Here is an 18,401-nt window from a genome sequence, read left to right as displayed (position 1 = left end):
TGAAATAATAAAACTTTATAGCATAAACAACATGGAATCAAGCGAACAAATGGCCAACCGTTTCCGGGAAGTTATCCTAAACGGCACCTGGATTGCCAACACGAACTACAAAGCACAGCTGGCCGATGTAGATTGGGTACAGGCGACTACAAAAATAGCGTCTTTCAATACTATTGCCGCCCTGACTTCCCATGTCCATTATTATATTGCGGGCATCCTGAATGTCCTGGAAGGCGGTTCGTTGGCTATACGGGACCAATACAGTTTTGATTTTCCACCCATAACATCACAAGAGGATTGGGAAAAAGTTTTGTCGCGGTTTTGGGAAGATTCCGAAAAATTTGCCCATTTGGTGGAGCAGCTTTCTGAAAGTATGCTAAAAGAATCTTTTACGGACCGGAAATACGGCTCCTACCAACGTAATATCGAAGGCATGATCGAACACAGCTATTATCATTTGGGGCAGATTGTACTGGTAAAGAAAATGACGCAGGAAATACATCGGTAAAAAATACTTCCCGGATAATAATGTATACTTTTTACTACATTTACCATCTATTACGATAGTACAAACCATGAAAAAAACACCTACTTTATTTGAACGGGCAGGCGACCACCAGACCTTTGAAATCCTTTTCAGGACTTTCTATGCCAAAGTTTTACAAGACGATTTATTAGGAGATGTATTCAAGGACATGTCACCGCACCATGTACAGCTCGTGGCACATTTTGTTGCGGAGGTTTTTGGCGGGGATAAACTGTATACGGACCAGGACAACGGAAGCCATGCGGCTATGATTGGCAAACATATCGGGAAAATGCTTACGGAAGAAAAACGCCAGCGTTGGGTACAGTTGCTGCTCCAGACCGCTGATGAAATAGGCCTGAAAAACGACCCCGAATTCCGTTCCGCCTTTGTCGGTTATATTGAATGGGGTACCAGGCTGGCTGTGATCAATTCGCAATTGACCGAAAACCCCATGGACACTAACGAACCGATGCCTGTTTGGGGCTGGGGAGAAACCGGCGGGCCTTATCTTCCGGAAGAAAATTAAAACACTAAAAAAAACACGTTCTCAACATGAGCACTTTATTAAAAGATATTTATTCGCCGGTTTTTTATGAGAAATTCTCTGCCATTGCCAGCGAAGCCCTTCCATCTTTTGACAGGCAGAAATTCATCTCTTTGCTTTTTGACGAAAACTGGAAAAAAAGGGAACTGAAAGACCGGATGAAACATACTTCGGCGGTTTTAAACCAATTCCTGCCCAAAGACTTTGAAAAAGCCGTACCTGTCCTGGAAAAGATTATTACCCTGATCCGTCAAAAGGATTTTAAGGAAACCAGTTTGGTGTTTATGTTTTTCCCGGATTATATCGAAACGTACGGGATAGACCACTATGAAACGTCTGTAAAGCATATCGAATTTGTAACGCAGTTTACCAGCTGTGAGTTTGCCGTGAGGCCTTTCATCCTGAAATATGGCGAAAAAATGCTGCAGCAAATGCACCATTGGTCGCTGCATGAAAACCATCATGTCCGAAGGCTGGCAAGCGAAGGTTCCCGGCCAAGGCTGCCCTGGGCAATGGCCATTCCTGAGCTTAAAAAAAATCCGGGCCCTCTTTTGCCTTTATTGGAAAACCTCAAAAACGATCCTTCCGAATATGTCAGGAGAAGTGTTGCCAATCATTTAAACGACATCTCAAAAGACCATCCGGGTGTTATGCTTGCCATTGCCGAAAAATGGAAAGGAAACGGGAAAGAGACGGATGCTATTATCAAACACGGCAGCCGTACATTGCTAAAGCAGGGAAACCCTGAGATATTGCATTATTACGGCCTTACAGACAGCCTTACTATTGGCATTGAGGGTTTTAAAATCCTGACACCAACGGTACAGATTGGGGATGCCTTGTCCTTTTCGTTTACCTTGCAAAATAATGAAGAAATACCGAAACCGGTCCGGATTGAATACGGTATTTATTACTTAAGGCAAAATGGACAGCTTTCCAAAAAAGTATTTAAGATTAGTGAACGCCAAATCCGGCCGGGCGAACAGTTGAAAATAGAGAAAAAGCAAAGCTTCAAAATTATTACCACCCGGAAATTCTACAAAGGACCGCAACAGCTTTCTATTATAATCAATGGAACAGAACGTGGAATAATGGCCTTTGAGCTGGCCTAAAGCCACAATTACAATACTTAAAAGAAAATGCTATGGACAATTTGAATTTCAGCAATGGGTATTCCGAAGTAAACGGGATCAGTATGTATTATGAAATGTACGGAAATGGAAAGCCGCTCGTATTGATTCACGGAGGCGGTTCTACAATACAGATCAGTTTTGGGAAAATCATACCTCAACTGGCCCAAAGCCGGCAAATCATCGCCATGGACCTGGAAGCACACGGAAGGACAAACAGCCGTAGCACACCGTTGGCCTTTGAACAGGATGCGGATGATGTGGCCCAGCTCCTGCACAACCTGGGTATTGGCAAAGCTGACTTCCTGGGCTTCAGCAATGGCGGGAATACCGTAGTGGAAATAGCGTTGCGCCATCCGCAATTGATTGGTAAATTGATCCTTTGTTCTTCCCTTTACAAACGAAGCGGTACATTCCCCCAGTTTTGGGAAGGCTTCGACCATGCTTCTTTCGATCAGTTGCCGCAGCCGTTCAAGGAGGAGTTTTTAAGGGTGAATAATAATCCCGATGCACTCCTCAATATGTTCAACAAAGATGTAGCGCGCATGAAAGCATTCCAGGATTGGACAGACGGGCAATTAGCTTCCATACAGGCACCTGCCTATATCATAAACGGCACCCAAGATGTAGCCACTCCCGAACATGCAGTGGCCATGTACCGGCTTTTCCCGAATGGCGAACTGACAATCCTGCCCAGCAACCACGGGGAATACATAGGCCAGATGGATCCGCAGGCCGGCGAGAGTGCCTTACCCGGAATGACTATCGGACTGATTGAAAGATTCCTGGACAAATAACCGGAACGGCTTTCATCCAAAATAAAAAACCCGCCCCTTTGTAAGAACAGGGCGGGTTTTGTTTTTATAGTTTCAGGATTTTAAAATTGACGACCTGGTTGTCTATTTTCATCTTAAAGAAATAAGTCCCTGCTGAGAAAGCAGCAATATCGACCTGTGTATCAAGGCCGTTTACTTCGCCTGAATACAACAGCCTTCCTTCGATATTATAGACTGAAACGTCTGAAATCGTGTTTTTGGCATTAATGGTCACTATTCCGTTGGTTGGATTCGGATAATAGGCATAATCGATATAATGGTAATCATCAACCCCTAAACTGGCCAGGCACGAAGTCGAAGCCACCCAACCCTGATCGGTCACGCCGGCATCAGAGAAAAAACGAAGGGTTAATGCGCCGTCCGGTGCAGTAGACTCAAATGGACCCGGAATCGAATTCCCGGTAAATCCGTCCGGATTGAAAGAATCTGCCGAGGTGCTGGAACCGTCATATACATACAAATAATCATAATCCTGTTCCAGGGCGAAAGCGGAAAATTCCAGTTTGACTTTCTTATTTGGAAGATTCGGGATCAATGTCCTTACGAATTGCTGGTTATTGCCATATTGCCCTGCAGCACCTCCGGTATCGGTAAGGGTAATGACGTTGCAATAATTTGCCGGGGTCAGGAAGATATATTCTTTCGTTGTTGGGGTCAAACTGCCGCAATCGGGTTTCACCCTAAATTTGTAATAGGTATTTGGCGAGAGCCCGTTGGCGGTATAGGTGTTGGCCGTAACCGAATTCCAAACCGGGGTATTGCTGGCAAAAGGCAGCACGGCAACCTGCCAGGTGCTTTCACCCGAAACATCGTTCCAGCTAATGGTTGCGCTGGTATTGGCTGTATTGAAAACCGGATCGATGGAACTTACTCCGTTTACACAAATGTTGATACAATCCGTACTTAAACACGTCCTGGCATTGACAAAATTTAAAATAGCCGTCGTTGGCTGAGGGCCGAAACCGTTGCTCAGATTGATACCGATACCACCTACCAAATGGCAGTAACTCATAATGGAACCGCCAGCCCCGCCAGTTGGGAGCGTTGCCGGATTTGTCATGCAGGAATAGCCTTCGGCAGTAGCGCCTATAGCATATGGAGCACAATTGTCTATTGCCGTATTGTTCCCGTTCCAGGCGCAGGCATGCGTATGGCGTGAGCCCACATTATGCCCGAATTCATGGGTAACCACCTGAACTGTCCAGGAATAGGTAGGAACGCTTGCATAACTTAAATATACATCCGAATACACATAATTATCAGCGGTACATAGTTTCCCGATTCCCATGGAAACACCGCCCATTCCTCCGGGATCGATTCCGACCAATTGCCCTACATCGCCATCAAATGCCGGGCGCACTTCCTTGAACTTATACAGGTAAGCCCCTGAAGTAGTACCTATTCCGTCGTATGGGTCCTGAGTGGTCCAAATGTATGTGGATTTCATCGCTACGGTTATCCCGTCATTGTTATAGAGTGTCTGCATATTATTAAAAACCGACGTCATCCAATTTAACGTAGTGGTGGTATTGCTTCCGTTTGCCACGTATAGGTTGTTATCGATTTCGAAATAAGTGGCTACGCATTTAAGGCTTTCCGGGGATTGCATTTCGTTGGATTGTTTTCCGAAATCTTCATCAACCTCATCAGAAGTATTACAAGCAGCATCATTGGCTACTTTCATTTTCTGGTCTTCGTAGATAATATACTGCTCTTTATTGCCCGGTTCATCAATTTTCCCGATGACCATATTGCTTAAGCCCGGACTGGAAACAATAGCATTGACCTCATCCCTGAAAAAATTAAACGATACCAGGGAATGCGGCTCATCTTTGATAATCCCACGGTAATAAACTCCGGGAGTATAGGCGATGTTCTTCTGCCTGTCGGTATCGGCGTGAAAGCCTTGTGCGAACAGGTTCTCTTTATAAAGCTGTACTTTGATAACGGTGCCGTGGTATGGGATTTCCACTTCGATAAAATCATAGGCCTGCGAAGCTACATCCGCAAGTACCGGAAACTTGATGGTTGCCAGCTGTGCTTCTGATACGGTATTCTGGATTTTTGCATTTGGAGTATCCTGGCTTGCCTGAAAAGGTGCAATACTCACAAATTGGGTTTGTGAATCCTGCAATACCTGGATTTTCTGGGCTACTTTCCCTTGTGCAAAAATGCAGGCACAAGAAAACAAGACTGCTAAATGGGTTAGTCTTTTCATTTTTTTAATTGCTTTTTGGTTGAGCCAAATATATTCAATAGAATTTTAATATTCTAATTTTAAAACACTTAAAAAAAATTTAATCCGAAAATATTTACAGATGTTATTTTCAGTCTTAAAGCCTCTTGCGATAAGCCCCAAATTGATGGTACTTGAATAAAACAAACCAGGAATTATCGCCGTGTTTCCTTTAGTATTTGCGGTTTTATGCTTATTTTTATCTAGCAAAAACAAGACAAACCCAAACAACTAACGGAAATGAAAAGAACAATCGTAACCATTGCGCTGCTCATCGGCGTGACTATTGTTTCCTGCAACACCAAATCGGAGGAAAAAATCCCTGAGGCCGTGATTCCGGCTTCTGTGGCAACCGATGTCCCGTATACGGAAGCCCGGAATTATTTTGTTAAGAATTCGTTCCGGGAAGCACAACTTTCCAACCCGAAAATAAGTTCCCAGGAAAAGTTTGAGGCTATTTTCGGCATGGCCAGGACAATGGCAAAGGACGGCATCCCCACTCCCATCGATTTTAGCAAACAATATGTGATTGCTATTATAAACCCCGTAACAGATATTACCACCACGTTGTCAGTGAGCACTTTAAAGCAAAAAGACAATGCCATTATCCTGAATTATGATGTGGAAGAAGGCAAAAAACAGTCTTTTTCGACCCAGCCCTTTTTGTTATTGGTGGTAGATACAACGTATCAGGGGGAAATAATTACAGAACGGAATATGTAAAAAACATCTTCCCTGTTTTAATGACATATATCAAACTTTAAGAATAATGACCGTCGCATCTTTGCAGGGTTATTAATTTTAAACGATTTGAAAATGAAACAAAAACATTTCAAGTACATCAACACTCTTTTCGTGGTTATTCCGATGACGCTCATCATGGCCTTTGTAGGATTGATGCGAAATTATGGTTTTGGGGAAGACTGGTTCCTGAAATTCCTAAAAGCCTGGAGCGTAATGCTTCCCGTGGCGTATGCTTCGGCCTTCCTGATTATTCCAAGCGCAAGAAAATTTGCCGAAAAAATGGTGCTTCAAAAATGACAGTAAATCCTCTAAACCCAGTAGGCAATGCCAGCAAAGAACGCGTGGAAATTGCCATTAGGCAACTGCAAAACGGAAAAGGCATCTTACTCACTGACAACGAAGAACGGGAAAACGAAGCTGATCTTGTGTTTCCCGCCCAAAGCATGACCGTGGCCGACATGGCACTCATGATCCGGGAATGTAGCGGTATTGTCTGCCTTTGCCTGACCCATCACAAAGCCGATACTTTACACCTGCCTTACATGGTTACGGAAAACACCAGCCATTACCAAACCCCTTTTACTGTTTCGATTGAAGCTAAAAAAGGGGTAACAACCGGTGTTTCAGCTGCCGACAGGCTTCAGACCATCCGGTCGGCCTGCAACGGGAATGCTCAGCCTTCGGATTTAGCACGGCCTGGCCATATTTTCCCGCTACGGGCGAAAGACAACGGCGTACTGGAACGCAACGGCCATACCGAAGGAAGTATAGACCTTATGAAACTGGCAAAATTAAAACCCCAGGCGGTTTTATGCGAATTAATGAATGCTGACGGCACGATGGCCAATCAAACCGAAATAGGTATTTTTGCGGCACAGCACAAACTGCCCATCGTATCCATAGCCGATATTGTGTATTACCGTAAGTTTGTCAGGGACTATAAATTAGTATATGATACAGCAACAGCTTTCTAATTACATCAAAAAAAAGATCACTATTTCGGAGGAGGAATTATCGGTTATTCTTTCGTATTTCAAACCCCTGAAACAGAAAAAAAACGATTTCCTGCTGGAACAGGGACAGGTGAGCCAACGTACATTCTTCGTTGGCAAAGGCTGTTTACGGATTTTTTTTATCAATGAAGAAGGCAAGGACGCTACGCGCTATATTGCTTTTGAAGACCAGTTTGCCACAGCATTGGTCAGTTTTATAACCGAATTGCCTTCCACTGAATTCATCCAGGCCATAGAGCCTTCCGAACTTTTATACATCAACCACCAGGATTTCCGCCATTTGATGGAAACCATACCGCAATGGAACCAGTTTTATTGTAAATACCTGGAAAAGGCTTATGTGAATAATACGAACAGGCTCATGTCTTTTACAACTTTGAGCGCCCTGGAACGGTACAACCAGCTATTGAAAGTAAATCCTACGGTCGTAAAACGGCTGCCCAACAAAATTGTGGCGTCTTACATTAATGTGTCCCAGGAAACCTTAAGCCGCCTGAAATCAAAATCCTGATTATTATTTTGCCGGATGACGGTTTAATTGATACATTTGGTGGGCTAAATTGCTTAAAAACAACAACCATGAAACCATTATTCCTCCTGCTTGTGGCTTTCCTTCTGGCTTTTTTGAGCCAGAAACTCTTCCTTGGCCAATACGGATTCCCTTTATCGGGCAGGATTGCCATGTGTGCGATGTTGTTTTTTACAGCCATAGGGCATTTTGCTTTTACCAAAGGAATGACCATGATGATTCCCGGCAACCTTCCTTTCAAAAAAGAAATGGTGTATCTGACAGGAGCTTTGGAGGTTTTCCTCGGGATAGGATTGCTTTTCGAGCCAACCCGGAATTATGCCGCGTGGGCACTGCTGCTTTTTTTCATCCTGATGTTGCCTGCCAATATCTATTCGTCCCTAAAACATATTGATTACCAAAAAGGCACATTGGATGGCCCGGGACCAAATTATTTGTGGTTCCGCATTCCTTTGCAATTGTTTTTTATGGCTTGGGTGTATTGGTTTTCGATACAATACTAAAAAAGAAACTGGTTCCCCGCCTTCTTTTCCTTACATTTACCAAAACCAATCCTTACACCCAATGGACGCATCTCTAAAAGAATCATTGTGGAAACAGTTCGGGGCTACTATCGATATGCTCGAAAACGCGATCAGGCTTTGTCCTGAAAGCGTATGGGATTCAGAGCTTAAATATTGGTATTCTGCCTACCACACGATTTTCTACCTGGATTATTATTTATCGTATGACCCTGAAAATTTCAGGCCTCCCGCTCCTTATACCTTATCGGAATTTGATCCTGACGGTGCTTATCCGGACCGGGTGTACAGCCAGGAAGAATTATTGGAATATTTGGAGTTTGCCCGGGAAAAATGCTTTACCCTCATTACTACCTTGACAGAAGAAAAAGCAAAATACAGGTTTGTAAACCCGTACCGCGATTACAGTATTTTTGAAATGCTGCTCTACAATATGCGCCATGTCCAGCATCATGTGGCGCAATTAAACCTGTTGCTCAGGCAAGACATTGATGATGCGCCCAAATGGGTCTCGCAAACCCAAAAAACATATTGATTTCTTTCTCTACCAAAAATCAAAACCAAAATGGAATTACGGATACGAAATGCCGAAACAAAAGACAGCGAGGCTATAGCAAACCTTTCCGGTCAGTTAGGGTATGAAAGCACTGAAAGCCAAATCCGGAAAAGGCTAGAAATACTATTGGCAAGCAAAGATCATTGTGTTTTGGTTGCTGTAGAAGATGGCATTGTTGCCGGATGGATCCACGCTTTTCATTCCGTGCAGGTCGAATCAGGCTTTTTTGTTGAAATCGGCGGGCTTGTCATTGACGAAAACCACCGCAGGAAAGGCATAGGGCAATTGCTTATGGAGCGGGTACTTCCGTGGGCAAAATCCAGGGGATGCCTTAAAATAAGGGTACGCTGCAATACCAAAAGGGCTGCATCCCATCTTTTTTATCGTTCTATAGGGTTTACGGAAACCAAAGAGCAAAAAATATTCGATAGGGAAATATAATTGCAAAAAGCGCGGATGGGTTGTCCGCGCCTTTTGTAAAGATTCCTAATCAATGATAATTTCCGCCAGGTTCTGGTTTTCCTTGACTTTCCCCAATTGAATGGTTTGCAACTTTCTCTCTGTTACGCCATTAGCTTTGGTAGTGTAAATTTCTACCATTACCGTGGTCGGCCCGCTTTCGGTAAGTGCCCTTTCGCCATAATAATTGGTCTTGACAAGGAATGTACCTTTTACAGCATTGCGCAGCAAATATTGTTCAGGACCGTAGCCTTGGGTAAAATCTTTGGAAAAACGTGCTCCGGCCTGCGTATCGACATGCCCGTAATAGCACTCCTCTCCGGTTGGTTCTATGACATGCATATCTATATCAGTATCCATCTGGTTCCAGTTGAGGATGATACGGACGGCAACAGGCATTTTTTTGGTGTATTTCTTATCCAGTTTCCCGGTCTTGATACTGCTATGCTCGGCAATCATACGGTTAATGTCCATTAGGATGATGTCTTCAACCCCTTCGTACTGGCCTCTCATTTCTCCAAAATAATTGGTTTCCAAGGCTTTGATCAATTCATCAAAAGCAGCCTGGTATTGTTTGTTGTCTTCCAATGCCAATGCCAAATCCCTATGGCTCTGCGGTTCGTGCTCTCTCCATTTTGCGACTTGTTTTGCCGTAAACAAAGCATCTTCAGTAGCTTCCCACTGGCGCAATTGGTACGTAAGGGATTTATACAATTGATGGTTTTCAAGGCCTAAATCTGCAATGTTGCTTAAAATCAGTAATCCTTTTTGCTTGTCGCCGTTATTGTAAAAATGGTTCGCTACATCAAAATAAAAGCTGGGATTGTTAGGCTGTTCTTCCCGTAACTGCAGGTAAACGCTGTATTTCTTATCCTGTGGTGCGGCTTCTATAGCTTTCAGGTAAGCCCTGTCAGGATTCCATTGTTTTACTTGGGTGCCGTTTGCATCCATGAACCCTGAATTCCTGTTATTTGAAATACTGTCTGTAACCCTGCTGATGGGTGCGGAAGCCATTCCTTCTACCGAAACTCCTGCAACCCTTCCTTGCAATGCCTGGTTACTATTGCCAGTTCCTGGAGCAGATTCCAGTTCCTTTGCGGTAACTCTTGTTGTCGAATACGAAACTGATGATTGTCTTCTTCTTACCTGATTATCATCTTCGTCTTCTTCCATATCTTCCCTTCCCCTGTCACTTCTATTCGAATATCCTTGTACCACGACTTCTGAGAGCTGGGCGTTGCTGTCTGTTAGGAATACCGTATAAACCCCGCTACCCCTTACGGTAAATTCTTTGGATTCCATCCCTAAAAAAGACACTTGAATAACCTCTCCCCGGGTCGCGTTGATGGAATATTCTCCGTCAAAATTAGTCTGCACGCCTCTGGTGGTGCCTCTTACCAAAACATTCGCGCCGGGAATAGGCCCTGAAGCATCCATGACTTTTCCTCTTACATTGGCCGCCGTACTGGTTTGCTCTCTTGGATTGTCTTCCCTTATTTCAACCGGCCTTCCCGTCGTACTGCTTTGACGGTTAACGACATCCCTGTTCCTTCTTCGGGGTTCTTTGACTTTTTTAGGCTTTATGTATTTTGTGTCCCTGTTCCACCAGTTTGTCAATTTATCGTGATAACTCTCTACATTTTCCCAATTGCTATGTGTTTCGGCCAATGCAGATTCTCTTTGTTCTTTCATGATACGGTCAAATTCCGCCCTTAATTCTGCCGGAGGGACAATATCATACTGGATATAATCATGGATATCTTCCAAAACAATAAGAGACGTATTTTGGGTTACAATCCCGTATTTTTTCCCTAACGTTTCTATTTCTGCTGCATTTTTCTGGTACTGAATGTCCAGGTTGGCCATTTTCTTTTGCGCCCAGAGCTTCTCAATATTAACATCGTTTGTGTTTTGGCTTTTAGCATCAATAAAGAGTTTTTTCTCTAAGATGGCTTGGTTTCCGTATCCAAAAAGCAGCACTACCTCGTTTTCGGATTTTAGCGAAATCCCGGCAACACTGAAGCTTCCGGAAGCGGCTGTGCCTGGCATGGGAAACAATTCTGTTACTGTATAATTGTCTTTAATTCCTAGAAATTTCAATTTTTGATACAACAACTGCTCTACAGCTTTGGCCCTATCCGACTGGTTCAGGTTGATGAAATTCCCGTTTGTTTTCAAGGCATTGTAATTCAGGAAAGCATAATCTGAAGAAGCTGAAGAAGTAATGGTGTACACCGGCCTGTTTATTTTCTCCAGCGTATTATCGCTTAATGACGAAAGCCCGTCTGTAAAGAAAAGGTATTCGTCGTGATTGCCAGGTTTGATTTTGGAGAAACGGGTCCCGCCATCATATACCGTATTTTCCAGTTGGGTTTTCAGTCCGGACCAATTTCCGTTGCTAATGGTAAAAACCTGTCCTTTTTCAAAAGTATAGTTTAGGTAGTACAAAGTTACCTGCGTGTTTTTTATTTCTTTAAAATAATCCTCCAGAAGCTGTAATTCTTTCCGGATGTCCCTGTTTTTGCAGCTCAATGAATTATCCCATAGCAATCCGATGGTACTGGGGCTTTTCTTTAGTATTTTGGTATTTTCAAGGAATGTATTGGCATAAAAATAATGCTGGCTGTTTACCGATTGCACCACAACCCCCGGGATTTCCTTCGGGATAGGAATAGTAACCGATATTTTTTCCGATGGCTGGTAACCTGTCTTTTTGATGGCAGTATGATAGGAATGGTTCCAGGATGTTTCGGTAAATTTTTCCACTGAAGCTATAGCGGATTCATTTAGCAACGTAGGTTCTGAAGCAGCGCCCATCACATTGATTTCCAACTCAAACCGGTCCAGCTTTTGCGGGAAACGGCTCACCAGCTGATACATCAGGTTGTTTTTGTCAAGACCTTGCAATTCCTGTTCGTAGCCTATGATTACAATTCTTTCTTTTCCGGGAAGTATCGGGTAAATACGGGTCCTGAAATTATTTCCCGCTACTTTTTCCAGCAGCCCGGGATCGACCCTTCGGTGTTCAACGGCTTCAAATACCTGCTTTCCTTTGTTTTTGTCAACAGGCACGGCTTCCCGCATTTTACCGTTTATATCGATGGCGTATCGGGAAACGGAAACGCCTTCCGGGAGCGGGAACAGCAATTCGGCTTCCATTTGGCGCGTGGCCGAATTCGCAAAATGCATTTCGGCAGTGGTATAGGCGATATTCCCCACCACTTTGACACTAACCAGCAACTGGCTCATTTTTACCCGGGCAGAATCTGCTCCTTTTACGTTTAACTGCGGGCTTTGGGCATACACAAAATGCCCAACTAAGAATAGGATAACAAGGCGTACATTTTTCATAGTTTATTTTTTTGGTTTCAAATTCCTTATATCCTTATAGAGTGCCTTTGGGCGGAAAAGGTTGGGAAAGATTCCCGTTTTTTTTCAGCTTGACTGCAAATACAGGCATTCGGAGCTTAAAAAACAAAATATCATCATTAATTCCTGAAATATTTTTTTATTATGCATGCATACCAAATTATTTTAATTACTTTTACTTTTTCTAAAAAAATAAACTATGAATTTTTCAGCAAAAATGCTTCGTGATAATGCACTTTCAGATAAAGTTATTGTAGTAACCGGTGGAGGAAGCGGTTTGGGTAAAGCCATGACCAAATATTTCATGGAATTGGGCGCCAAGGTGGCCATCACTTCCCGCGATTTGGAAAAACTGCAAACCACTGCTTCAGAACTGGAAACTGAAACCGGTGGGAAATGCCTGCCGCTGCAATGCGATGTCCGCCATTACGACCAGGTGGAAGCTATGCTGGCCGAAGTTTTGAAAGCCTACGGAAAAGTGGATGTTTTACTTAATAATGCTGCCGGGAACTTCATTTCCCCAACTGAAAGATTGTCTGCAAATGCATGGGACACCATAATAGATATTGTTTTGAAAGGATCCAAAAATTGTACGTTAGCCTTTGGTAAACACTGGATTGATGCCAAACAAACCAATTGCAACGTTTTGAATATTGTTACCACTTATGCCTGGACCGGTTCGGCGTACGTAGTACCGAGCGCTACGGCAAAAGCTGGAGTTTTGGCCATGACCAGGAGTTTAGCTGTTGAGTGGGCAAAATACGGAATCCGTATGAATGCTATCGCTCCGGGCCCATTTCCGACCAAAGGGGCATGGGACAGGTTATTGCCGGGTGATTTAAAGGAAAAATTTGATTTGTCTAAAAAAGTACCTCTGAAACGTGTTGGAGACCATCAGGAATTGGCCAATTTGGCTGCTTACCTGGTTTCCGATTTTTCAGCTTATATAAACGGGGAAGTGGTCACAATCGACGGAGGCGAATGGCTACAGGGGGCCGGGCAGTTCAATTTGCTGGAAGCTGTTCCTGATGAATTATGGGACATGCTCGAGATGATGATCAAATCGAAAGGAAACAAATAGTTCCTTCAGGTTTTACCAAGAATTTTAGTTACTAGTTGATAGGAAAAGGCTGGAGTAAAGAAATTTAGTCCGGCTTTTTTTATGAAATTTCCTTTCTGATGAAAAACCGTGTAAAACTGCGCCGGATTTCAGCATTCTGCAAACAGGATCCAATTGCGGATCGCCTGAAAGCAAAGTTTACACAATTGTTAACAAATAAGATTTTCAAAACCCATAAATAATTGTATTTTTACGGCTCAAAATTTCAAAAATCAAATGGGCAAAATCATCGCAATCGCTAATCAAAAAGGTGGTGTCGGGAAAACGACTACTTCTATAAATTTAGCTGCATCACTAGGTGTTTTAGAGAAAAAGGTCTTATTAATAGATGCTGACCCACAGGCCAATGCCAGTTCGGGACTGGGCCTTGATATCGACAGCATCGAAATAGGCACCTACCAGATCCTGGAACACAGCCATAAACCGGAAGAGGCTATTTTAAAAACAACGGCCCCTAACGTGGACCTGATAGCAGCCCATATTGATTTGGTGGCCATCGAAATTGAATTGGTCGACAAGGAAAACAGGGAATATATGTTGAAACAGACCTTGGCTTCCATTAAAGACCAATACGACTACATCATCATCGATTGTGCCCCGTCATTGGGATTATTGACATTGAACGCGCTGACTGCCGCAGATAGTGTCGTGATTCCTATCCAATGTGAATATTTCGCCTTGGAAGGATTAGGAAAATTATTGAACACCATTAAAAGTGTGCAGAAAATACACAATCCGGAACTGGACATCGAAGGCTTATTGCTAACCATGTACGATTCCCGTTTGAGATTGTCGAACCAGGTGGTGGAAGAAGTGCAGAAACACTTCAACAATATGGTTTTTGAAACCGTAATACAAAGAAATATCAAGTTGAGCGAAGCGCCAAGTTACGGCGAAAGCATCATCAATTACGATGCGACAAGCAAAGGAGCAACGAATTATTTACAACTTGCAGAAGAGATTATTAAGAAAAACAGCTAATTAATATATGGCACAAGCGGTGAAAAAACAAGCAATGGGAAGAGGATTGTCAGCTTTACTGAAAGATCCTGAAAATGATATTAAATCAGTAACCGATAAAAATGCAGACAAAGTAGTAGGGAATATCATCGAACTCGAAATCGAGTCTATCGAGATCAACCCTTTTCAGCCAAGGACGAATTTCAATGAGGAATCATTGCAGGAACTGGCTACTTCTATCCGTGAATTAGGTGTAATACAACCTATTACGGTTCGTAAGATGGACTTCAACAAATACCAGTTGATTTCCGGAGAACGTCGTTTGCGTGCCTCAAAAATCGTCGGGTTAAAAACCGTGCCTGCTTATATCCGTTTGGCTGATGATAACGAATCCTTGACTATGGCCTTGGTGGAGAACATCCAACGCCATGACCTTGACCCAATTGAAATTGCCTTATCATACCAGCGCCTTATTGATGAAATCCAACTAACACAAGAGCAAATGAGCGACCGTGTAGGAAAAAAACGTTCTACTGTTGCCAATTACCTGCGTTTGTTAAAATTGGACCCGATTATCCAGACCGGAATCCGTGACGGCTTTATTTCTATGGGACACGGGCGTGCCATTATCAATGTGGAAAGCCATGACGTCCAGACCGATATCTACCAAAAAATCGTGAGCCAGAACCTATCGGTGCGTGAAACGGAAGCTTTGGTTAAGAATTACCAGGAAGGAGCCAAGCCAAAAGCAGCTTCTGCGACAAGGGCTACTTCTTCTTTTGAAGTTGACGATATGGAAGTACAATCGATCAATGATTATTTCGGTGCTAAAATAGACGTTAAGATTGCCGGGAACGGTAAAGGAAAAATCAGCATCCCTTTCCAGTCGGAAGAGGATTTCAACCGTATAATCAAACTGATAAAAGGTTAGTGAAGAATTGGTGCTACATATTGCTCTTCTGTATCATTTGCGGGAATTTTTCCGGATTTAGCCAAGATGAGATCAAACTGATTGCCACTGACACCGTCCATACCGAAATTAACCCTTTGGCTCCGGCCAAAGCTGCATTCTTTTCGGCACTTTTACCGGGGTTGGGGCAGGCATACAACAAAAAATACTGGAAAATCCCTATCGTCTACGCGGCGATGGGAACAGGTATTTATGCCTATGCCTGGAATAAGAAAAAATACAACGAATACCGTGATGCCTACAAACAGCGCCTTCTTTTGGGTGATGCCAGTACGGACCAATTCCAGGGAATCCTATCGGAATCAAGATTGGTCGATGCGCAAAAATTCCATCAGCGGAACAAGGACCTCTCTTTGCTGATTACTGCGGGATTGTACATTTTAAATATTATTGATGCGAATGTCGATGCCCATTTGCAGCAATTCAACGTTAACGGAAAACTGACCGTAAGGCCTGAAATCCAGCAAAACGACTTTACCTATAAGCAAAACCTGGGACTAACCCTCAATTATCAATTTTAGCATCGGCAGATCAATTCAAAAACAGAGAATAAATGAAAATCGCACTTTTAGGATATGGCAAAATGGGGAAAGTAATCGAAAGGATTGCTTTGGAACGCGGTCATGAAATCGTCCTCAGAAAATCAAGCACTGATTCCTATGACGGCCTATCCGATGCTGATGTAGCTATTGATTTCAGTGTTCCCGACAGCGCAGTAGATAATATTTCCGCCTGTTTCAAAGCCAACGTCCCTGTGATTTGCGGCACAACCGGATGGCTGGAGCATTACGACGAAATGACTGCTCTTTGCCAGGCCACCAACGGAAGTTTCATATACGGTTCCAATTTCAGCCTTGGCGTTAATATCTTCTTTGAATTGAATGATTACCTGGCCAAAATGATGTCCCGTTTAAAGCAATACAACGTTTCCATGGAAGAAATCCACCATACGCAAAAACTGGATGCCCCAAGCGGAACTGCTATCTCCTTGGCCAAAGGGATTATCGAAAATTCCGGTTATAACAACTGGACAATGGAAAAACCTAAGTCAGGCGAAATTTACATAGATGCCAAAAGGATTGAAAATATCCCGGGAACCCACAGTATATTCTACGACTCTGAAGTAGATCAGATTGAAATCAAGCATACCGCCCACAATCGCGAAGGTTTTGCCTTAGGCGCCGTAATCGCAGCGGAATGGCTTCAGGACAAAAAAGGGGTTTTTACCATGAAAGATGTTTTGAACCTAAACAAATAGGCTTTTTAGGTAACAATTAAACAACCAACTCTACTAATAAACACATAAACGATTAAATTTTTCAAAAATGACACTATTCCAATGGTTTGTATTTTTCCTGGCGCTTCAAATCGTACATTATCTGGGAACATGGAAATTATACGAAAAGGCAGGCAGGAAATCATGGGAAGCGGCTATTCCTGTATATAACGCGATTGTTTTGATGAAAATCATCAACCGCCCTACCTGGTGGACAGCGTTATTATTTGTACCGGTGGTTAATTTAATCATGTTTATTGTCGTTTGGGTGGAAACGTTGAGGAGTTTTGGCAAAAACACAACAAAAGACACACTTCTTGGCGTCCTGACACTTGGATTTTACATTTATTATATCAATTATTTTGAAGAGGTTACCTACAAAAGGGACCGCAGTTTAGTCGCTACGACCAAAACCGGGGACACTATCAGTTCCGCATTGTATGCTATTGTAGTGGCGACGATTGTCCATACATATGTAATACAACCTTTTAACATACCTACTTCATCGCTGGAAAAATCATTGCTAATTGGCGATTTCCTGTTTGTTAGCAAATTGCATTACGGGCCGAGGACACCAAAAACCGCTGTGGCCCTACCTATGGTCCATGACAGTATTCCGTTTGTAAAGGCCAAATCCTATTTGAGTTGGCCGCAATTGCCATCGTTCCGTTTTCCGGGCTTTGACGAAATCAAACGCAACGATATTGTTGTTTTCAACTGGCCGGCCGATACGGTATACCAGTTCCGCGATCCTTTAAAAAGACATATTGACAAACCGCTGGACAAACGTTCCAACTATGTAAAACGCTGTATTGGAGTTCCTGGCGATAATGTCTCGATAAAAAACGGCGTTGTCTATATTGACAACAAAAGATTGGCTTTCCCGGAAAGGGCAAAACCTCAATATTCGTATACAGTCGTGACAGATGGGTCGTCCATAGACGGGAATTACCTGTATGATCTGCAGATTACGGACGGTGTTTATCCTACCGGCCGCCCGAATGAATATTATTTTGTGGCCGTTACGGAAGAATCCGCAGCAAAATTAAAGCAAAACCCTATTGTAAAATCGATTGTAAAGAATATTGCAACAGAAGCGGACAAAAGGCTTTTCCCGCACAACCAAAACTGGAGCCAGGACAATTACGGCCCGATTTACATTCCGGCAAAAGGGAAAACATTGGCCCTGAACAAGGAATCGCTGCCATTTTACAGAAGGTTGATTACCGTATACGAGCATAACACCCTGGAAGAAAAAGAAGGCCAGATTTATGTAAATGGCAAACCTGCCATCAACTATACTTTCCAGCAGGATTATTACTGGATGATGGGAGACAACCGCCATAACTCGGAGGATAGCCGCTATTGGGGATTTGTCCCGTACGACCATGTTGTGGGCAAACCGGTCTTCATCTGGTGGAGCATTGACCCTAACCTTAACTGGGGAAGCCCTATGAAAAAAATCCGTTGGAACAGGTTGTTCTGTACGGTTGGCGGAGACGGACAGCCGGTTTCCTACTTTAAGTATTTCCTTATTCTTTTAGCGATTTGGTTCGGTTTTGATTATTTCAGGAAAAAGAAAGCATCCAATACACCAATTGATTAATAC

Annotated in this window: 19 protein-coding genes; 17 read left to right on the top strand and 2 right to left on the bottom strand. The window is 43.2% G+C overall.

Annotation, left to right across the window (positions count from 1 at the left end; all coding sequences use genetic code 11):
- The first annotated feature begins 31 nt into the window (after nucleotides 1-31).
- The 4 genes from E4635_RS08305 to E4635_RS08290 all read left to right on the top strand — a co-directional run bounded on the left by E4635_RS08305 (nucleotide 32) and on the right by E4635_RS08290 (nucleotide 3,000).
- The gene (locus E4635_RS08305; RefSeq protein WP_135526173.1) at nucleotides 32-508 is read left to right on the top strand and encodes a DinB family protein; all 477 of its coding nucleotides are present in this window, start codon (nucleotides 32-34) and stop codon (nucleotides 506-508) included.
- A gap of 67 nt (nucleotides 509-575) precedes the next feature.
- The gene (locus E4635_RS08300; RefSeq protein WP_135526172.1) at nucleotides 576-1,055 is read left to right on the top strand and encodes a group II truncated hemoglobin; all 480 of its coding nucleotides are present in this window, start codon (nucleotides 576-578) and stop codon (nucleotides 1,053-1,055) included.
- 26 nt (nucleotides 1,056-1,081) lie between these two features.
- Nucleotides 1,082-2,185, top strand: a complete 1,104-nt coding sequence (locus E4635_RS08295) for a DNA alkylation repair protein (protein WP_135526171.1) — start codon at nucleotides 1,082-1,084, stop codon at nucleotides 2,183-2,185.
- A gap of 32 nt (nucleotides 2,186-2,217) precedes the next feature.
- On the top strand, nucleotides 2,218-3,000 hold the full coding sequence (locus E4635_RS08290; RefSeq protein ID WP_135526170.1) for an alpha/beta fold hydrolase: 783 nt from the start codon (nucleotides 2,218-2,220) through the stop codon (nucleotides 2,998-3,000).
- Between the two features lie 64 nt (nucleotides 3,001-3,064).
- On the opposite strand, the gene E4635_RS08285 is transcribed toward E4635_RS08290, so the two are convergent.
- Nucleotides 3,065-5,257 (bottom strand): M12 family metallo-peptidase, encoded by a 2,193-nt coding sequence (locus E4635_RS08285; protein WP_135526169.1) that lies wholly within the window; start codon nucleotides 5,255-5,257, stop codon nucleotides 3,065-3,067.
- A 258-nt stretch (nucleotides 5,258-5,515) separates the two neighbouring features.
- On the opposite strand from E4635_RS08285, the gene E4635_RS08280 reads away from it, so the two are divergent.
- The 7 genes from E4635_RS08280 (at nucleotide 5,516) to E4635_RS08250 (ending at nucleotide 9,079) form a co-directional block, all read left to right on the top strand.
- The gene (locus E4635_RS08280; RefSeq protein ID WP_135526168.1) at nucleotides 5,516-5,998 is read left to right on the top strand and encodes a hypothetical protein; all 483 of its coding nucleotides are present in this window, start codon (nucleotides 5,516-5,518) and stop codon (nucleotides 5,996-5,998) included.
- A gap of 93 nt (nucleotides 5,999-6,091) precedes the next feature.
- Nucleotides 6,092-6,316: a DUF2798 domain-containing protein gene (locus E4635_RS08275; protein ID WP_135526167.1), complete on the top strand. Its 225-nt coding sequence runs from the start codon at nucleotides 6,092-6,094 to the stop codon at nucleotides 6,314-6,316.
- Nucleotides 6,313-6,993 (top strand): 3,4-dihydroxy-2-butanone-4-phosphate synthase, encoded by a 681-nt coding sequence (gene ribB, locus E4635_RS08270; protein ID WP_135526166.1) that lies wholly within the window; start codon nucleotides 6,313-6,315, stop codon nucleotides 6,991-6,993. Before E4635_RS08275 ends, ribB begins: the two co-directional genes overlap by 4 nt.
- The gene (locus E4635_RS08265) at nucleotides 6,971-7,543 is read left to right on the top strand and encodes a Crp/Fnr family transcriptional regulator (RefSeq protein ID WP_169630226.1); all 573 of its coding nucleotides are present in this window, start codon (nucleotides 6,971-6,973) and stop codon (nucleotides 7,541-7,543) included. Before ribB ends, E4635_RS08265 begins: the two co-directional genes overlap by 23 nt.
- 68 nt (nucleotides 7,544-7,611) lie before the next feature.
- Nucleotides 7,612-8,064, top strand: a complete 453-nt coding sequence (locus tag E4635_RS08260) for a DoxX family protein (RefSeq protein ID WP_135526165.1) — start codon at nucleotides 7,612-7,614, stop codon at nucleotides 8,062-8,064.
- A 61-nt stretch (nucleotides 8,065-8,125) separates the two neighbouring features.
- Nucleotides 8,126-8,617, top strand: a complete 492-nt coding sequence (locus tag E4635_RS08255) for a DinB family protein (RefSeq protein WP_135526164.1) — start codon at nucleotides 8,126-8,128, stop codon at nucleotides 8,615-8,617.
- Nucleotides 8,618-8,647: 30 nt separating this feature from the next.
- Nucleotides 8,648-9,079: a GNAT family N-acetyltransferase gene (locus tag E4635_RS08250; protein WP_135526163.1), complete on the top strand. Its 432-nt coding sequence runs from the start codon at nucleotides 8,648-8,650 to the stop codon at nucleotides 9,077-9,079.
- A gap of 45 nt (nucleotides 9,080-9,124) precedes the next feature.
- Here E4635_RS08250 and E4635_RS08245 read toward each other — a convergent pair whose 3' ends face one another.
- Nucleotides 9,125-12,448 carry a VIT domain-containing protein gene (locus E4635_RS08245; RefSeq protein ID WP_246020730.1) on the bottom strand — a complete coding sequence of 1,108 codons (3,324 nt, stop codon included), beginning with the start codon at nucleotides 12,446-12,448 and terminating at the stop codon, nucleotides 9,125-9,127.
- A 217-nt stretch (nucleotides 12,449-12,665) separates the two neighbouring features.
- On the opposite strand from E4635_RS08245, the gene E4635_RS08240 reads away from it, so the two are divergent.
- From E4635_RS08240 to lepB, 6 genes are all read left to right on the top strand, one after another.
- Nucleotides 12,666-13,547 (top strand): SDR family oxidoreductase, encoded by an 882-nt coding sequence (locus E4635_RS08240; RefSeq protein WP_169630225.1) that lies wholly within the window; start codon nucleotides 12,666-12,668, stop codon nucleotides 13,545-13,547.
- A gap of 255 nt (nucleotides 13,548-13,802) precedes the next feature.
- Nucleotides 13,803-14,567: a ParA family protein gene (locus E4635_RS08235; protein ID WP_135526162.1), complete on the top strand. Its 765-nt coding sequence runs from the start codon at nucleotides 13,803-13,805 to the stop codon at nucleotides 14,565-14,567.
- A 7-nt stretch (nucleotides 14,568-14,574) separates the two neighbouring features.
- On the top strand, nucleotides 14,575-15,477 hold the full coding sequence (locus tag E4635_RS08230) for a ParB/RepB/Spo0J family partition protein (RefSeq protein ID WP_135526161.1): 903 nt from the start codon (nucleotides 14,575-14,577) through the stop codon (nucleotides 15,475-15,477).
- The gene (locus tag E4635_RS08225) at nucleotides 15,477-16,037 is read left to right on the top strand and encodes a DUF5683 domain-containing protein (RefSeq protein ID WP_135526160.1); all 561 of its coding nucleotides are present in this window, start codon (nucleotides 15,477-15,479) and stop codon (nucleotides 16,035-16,037) included. The genes E4635_RS08230 and E4635_RS08225 overlap by 1 nt, the downstream gene beginning before the upstream one ends.
- 32 nt (nucleotides 16,038-16,069) lie before the next feature.
- Nucleotides 16,070-16,774: a 4-hydroxy-tetrahydrodipicolinate reductase gene (dapB, locus tag E4635_RS08220; protein ID WP_135526159.1), complete on the top strand. Its 705-nt coding sequence runs from the start codon at nucleotides 16,070-16,072 to the stop codon at nucleotides 16,772-16,774.
- Between the two features lie 67 nt (nucleotides 16,775-16,841).
- Nucleotides 16,842-18,398 carry a signal peptidase I gene (lepB, locus tag E4635_RS08215; protein WP_135526158.1) on the top strand — a complete coding sequence of 519 codons (1,557 nt, stop codon included), beginning with the start codon at nucleotides 16,842-16,844 and terminating at the stop codon, nucleotides 18,396-18,398.
- Nucleotides 18,399-18,401: the final 3 nt, after the last annotated feature.

It is taken from the genome of Flavobacterium humi, from assembly GCF_004745595.1.
In the GTDB taxonomy this organism is placed as follows: domain Bacteria; phylum Bacteroidota; class Bacteroidia; order Flavobacteriales; family Flavobacteriaceae; genus Flavobacterium; species Flavobacterium humi.
Note: the sequence above shows the minus strand (reverse complement) of the source record. Positions and strands in the feature narration are given on the sequence as shown.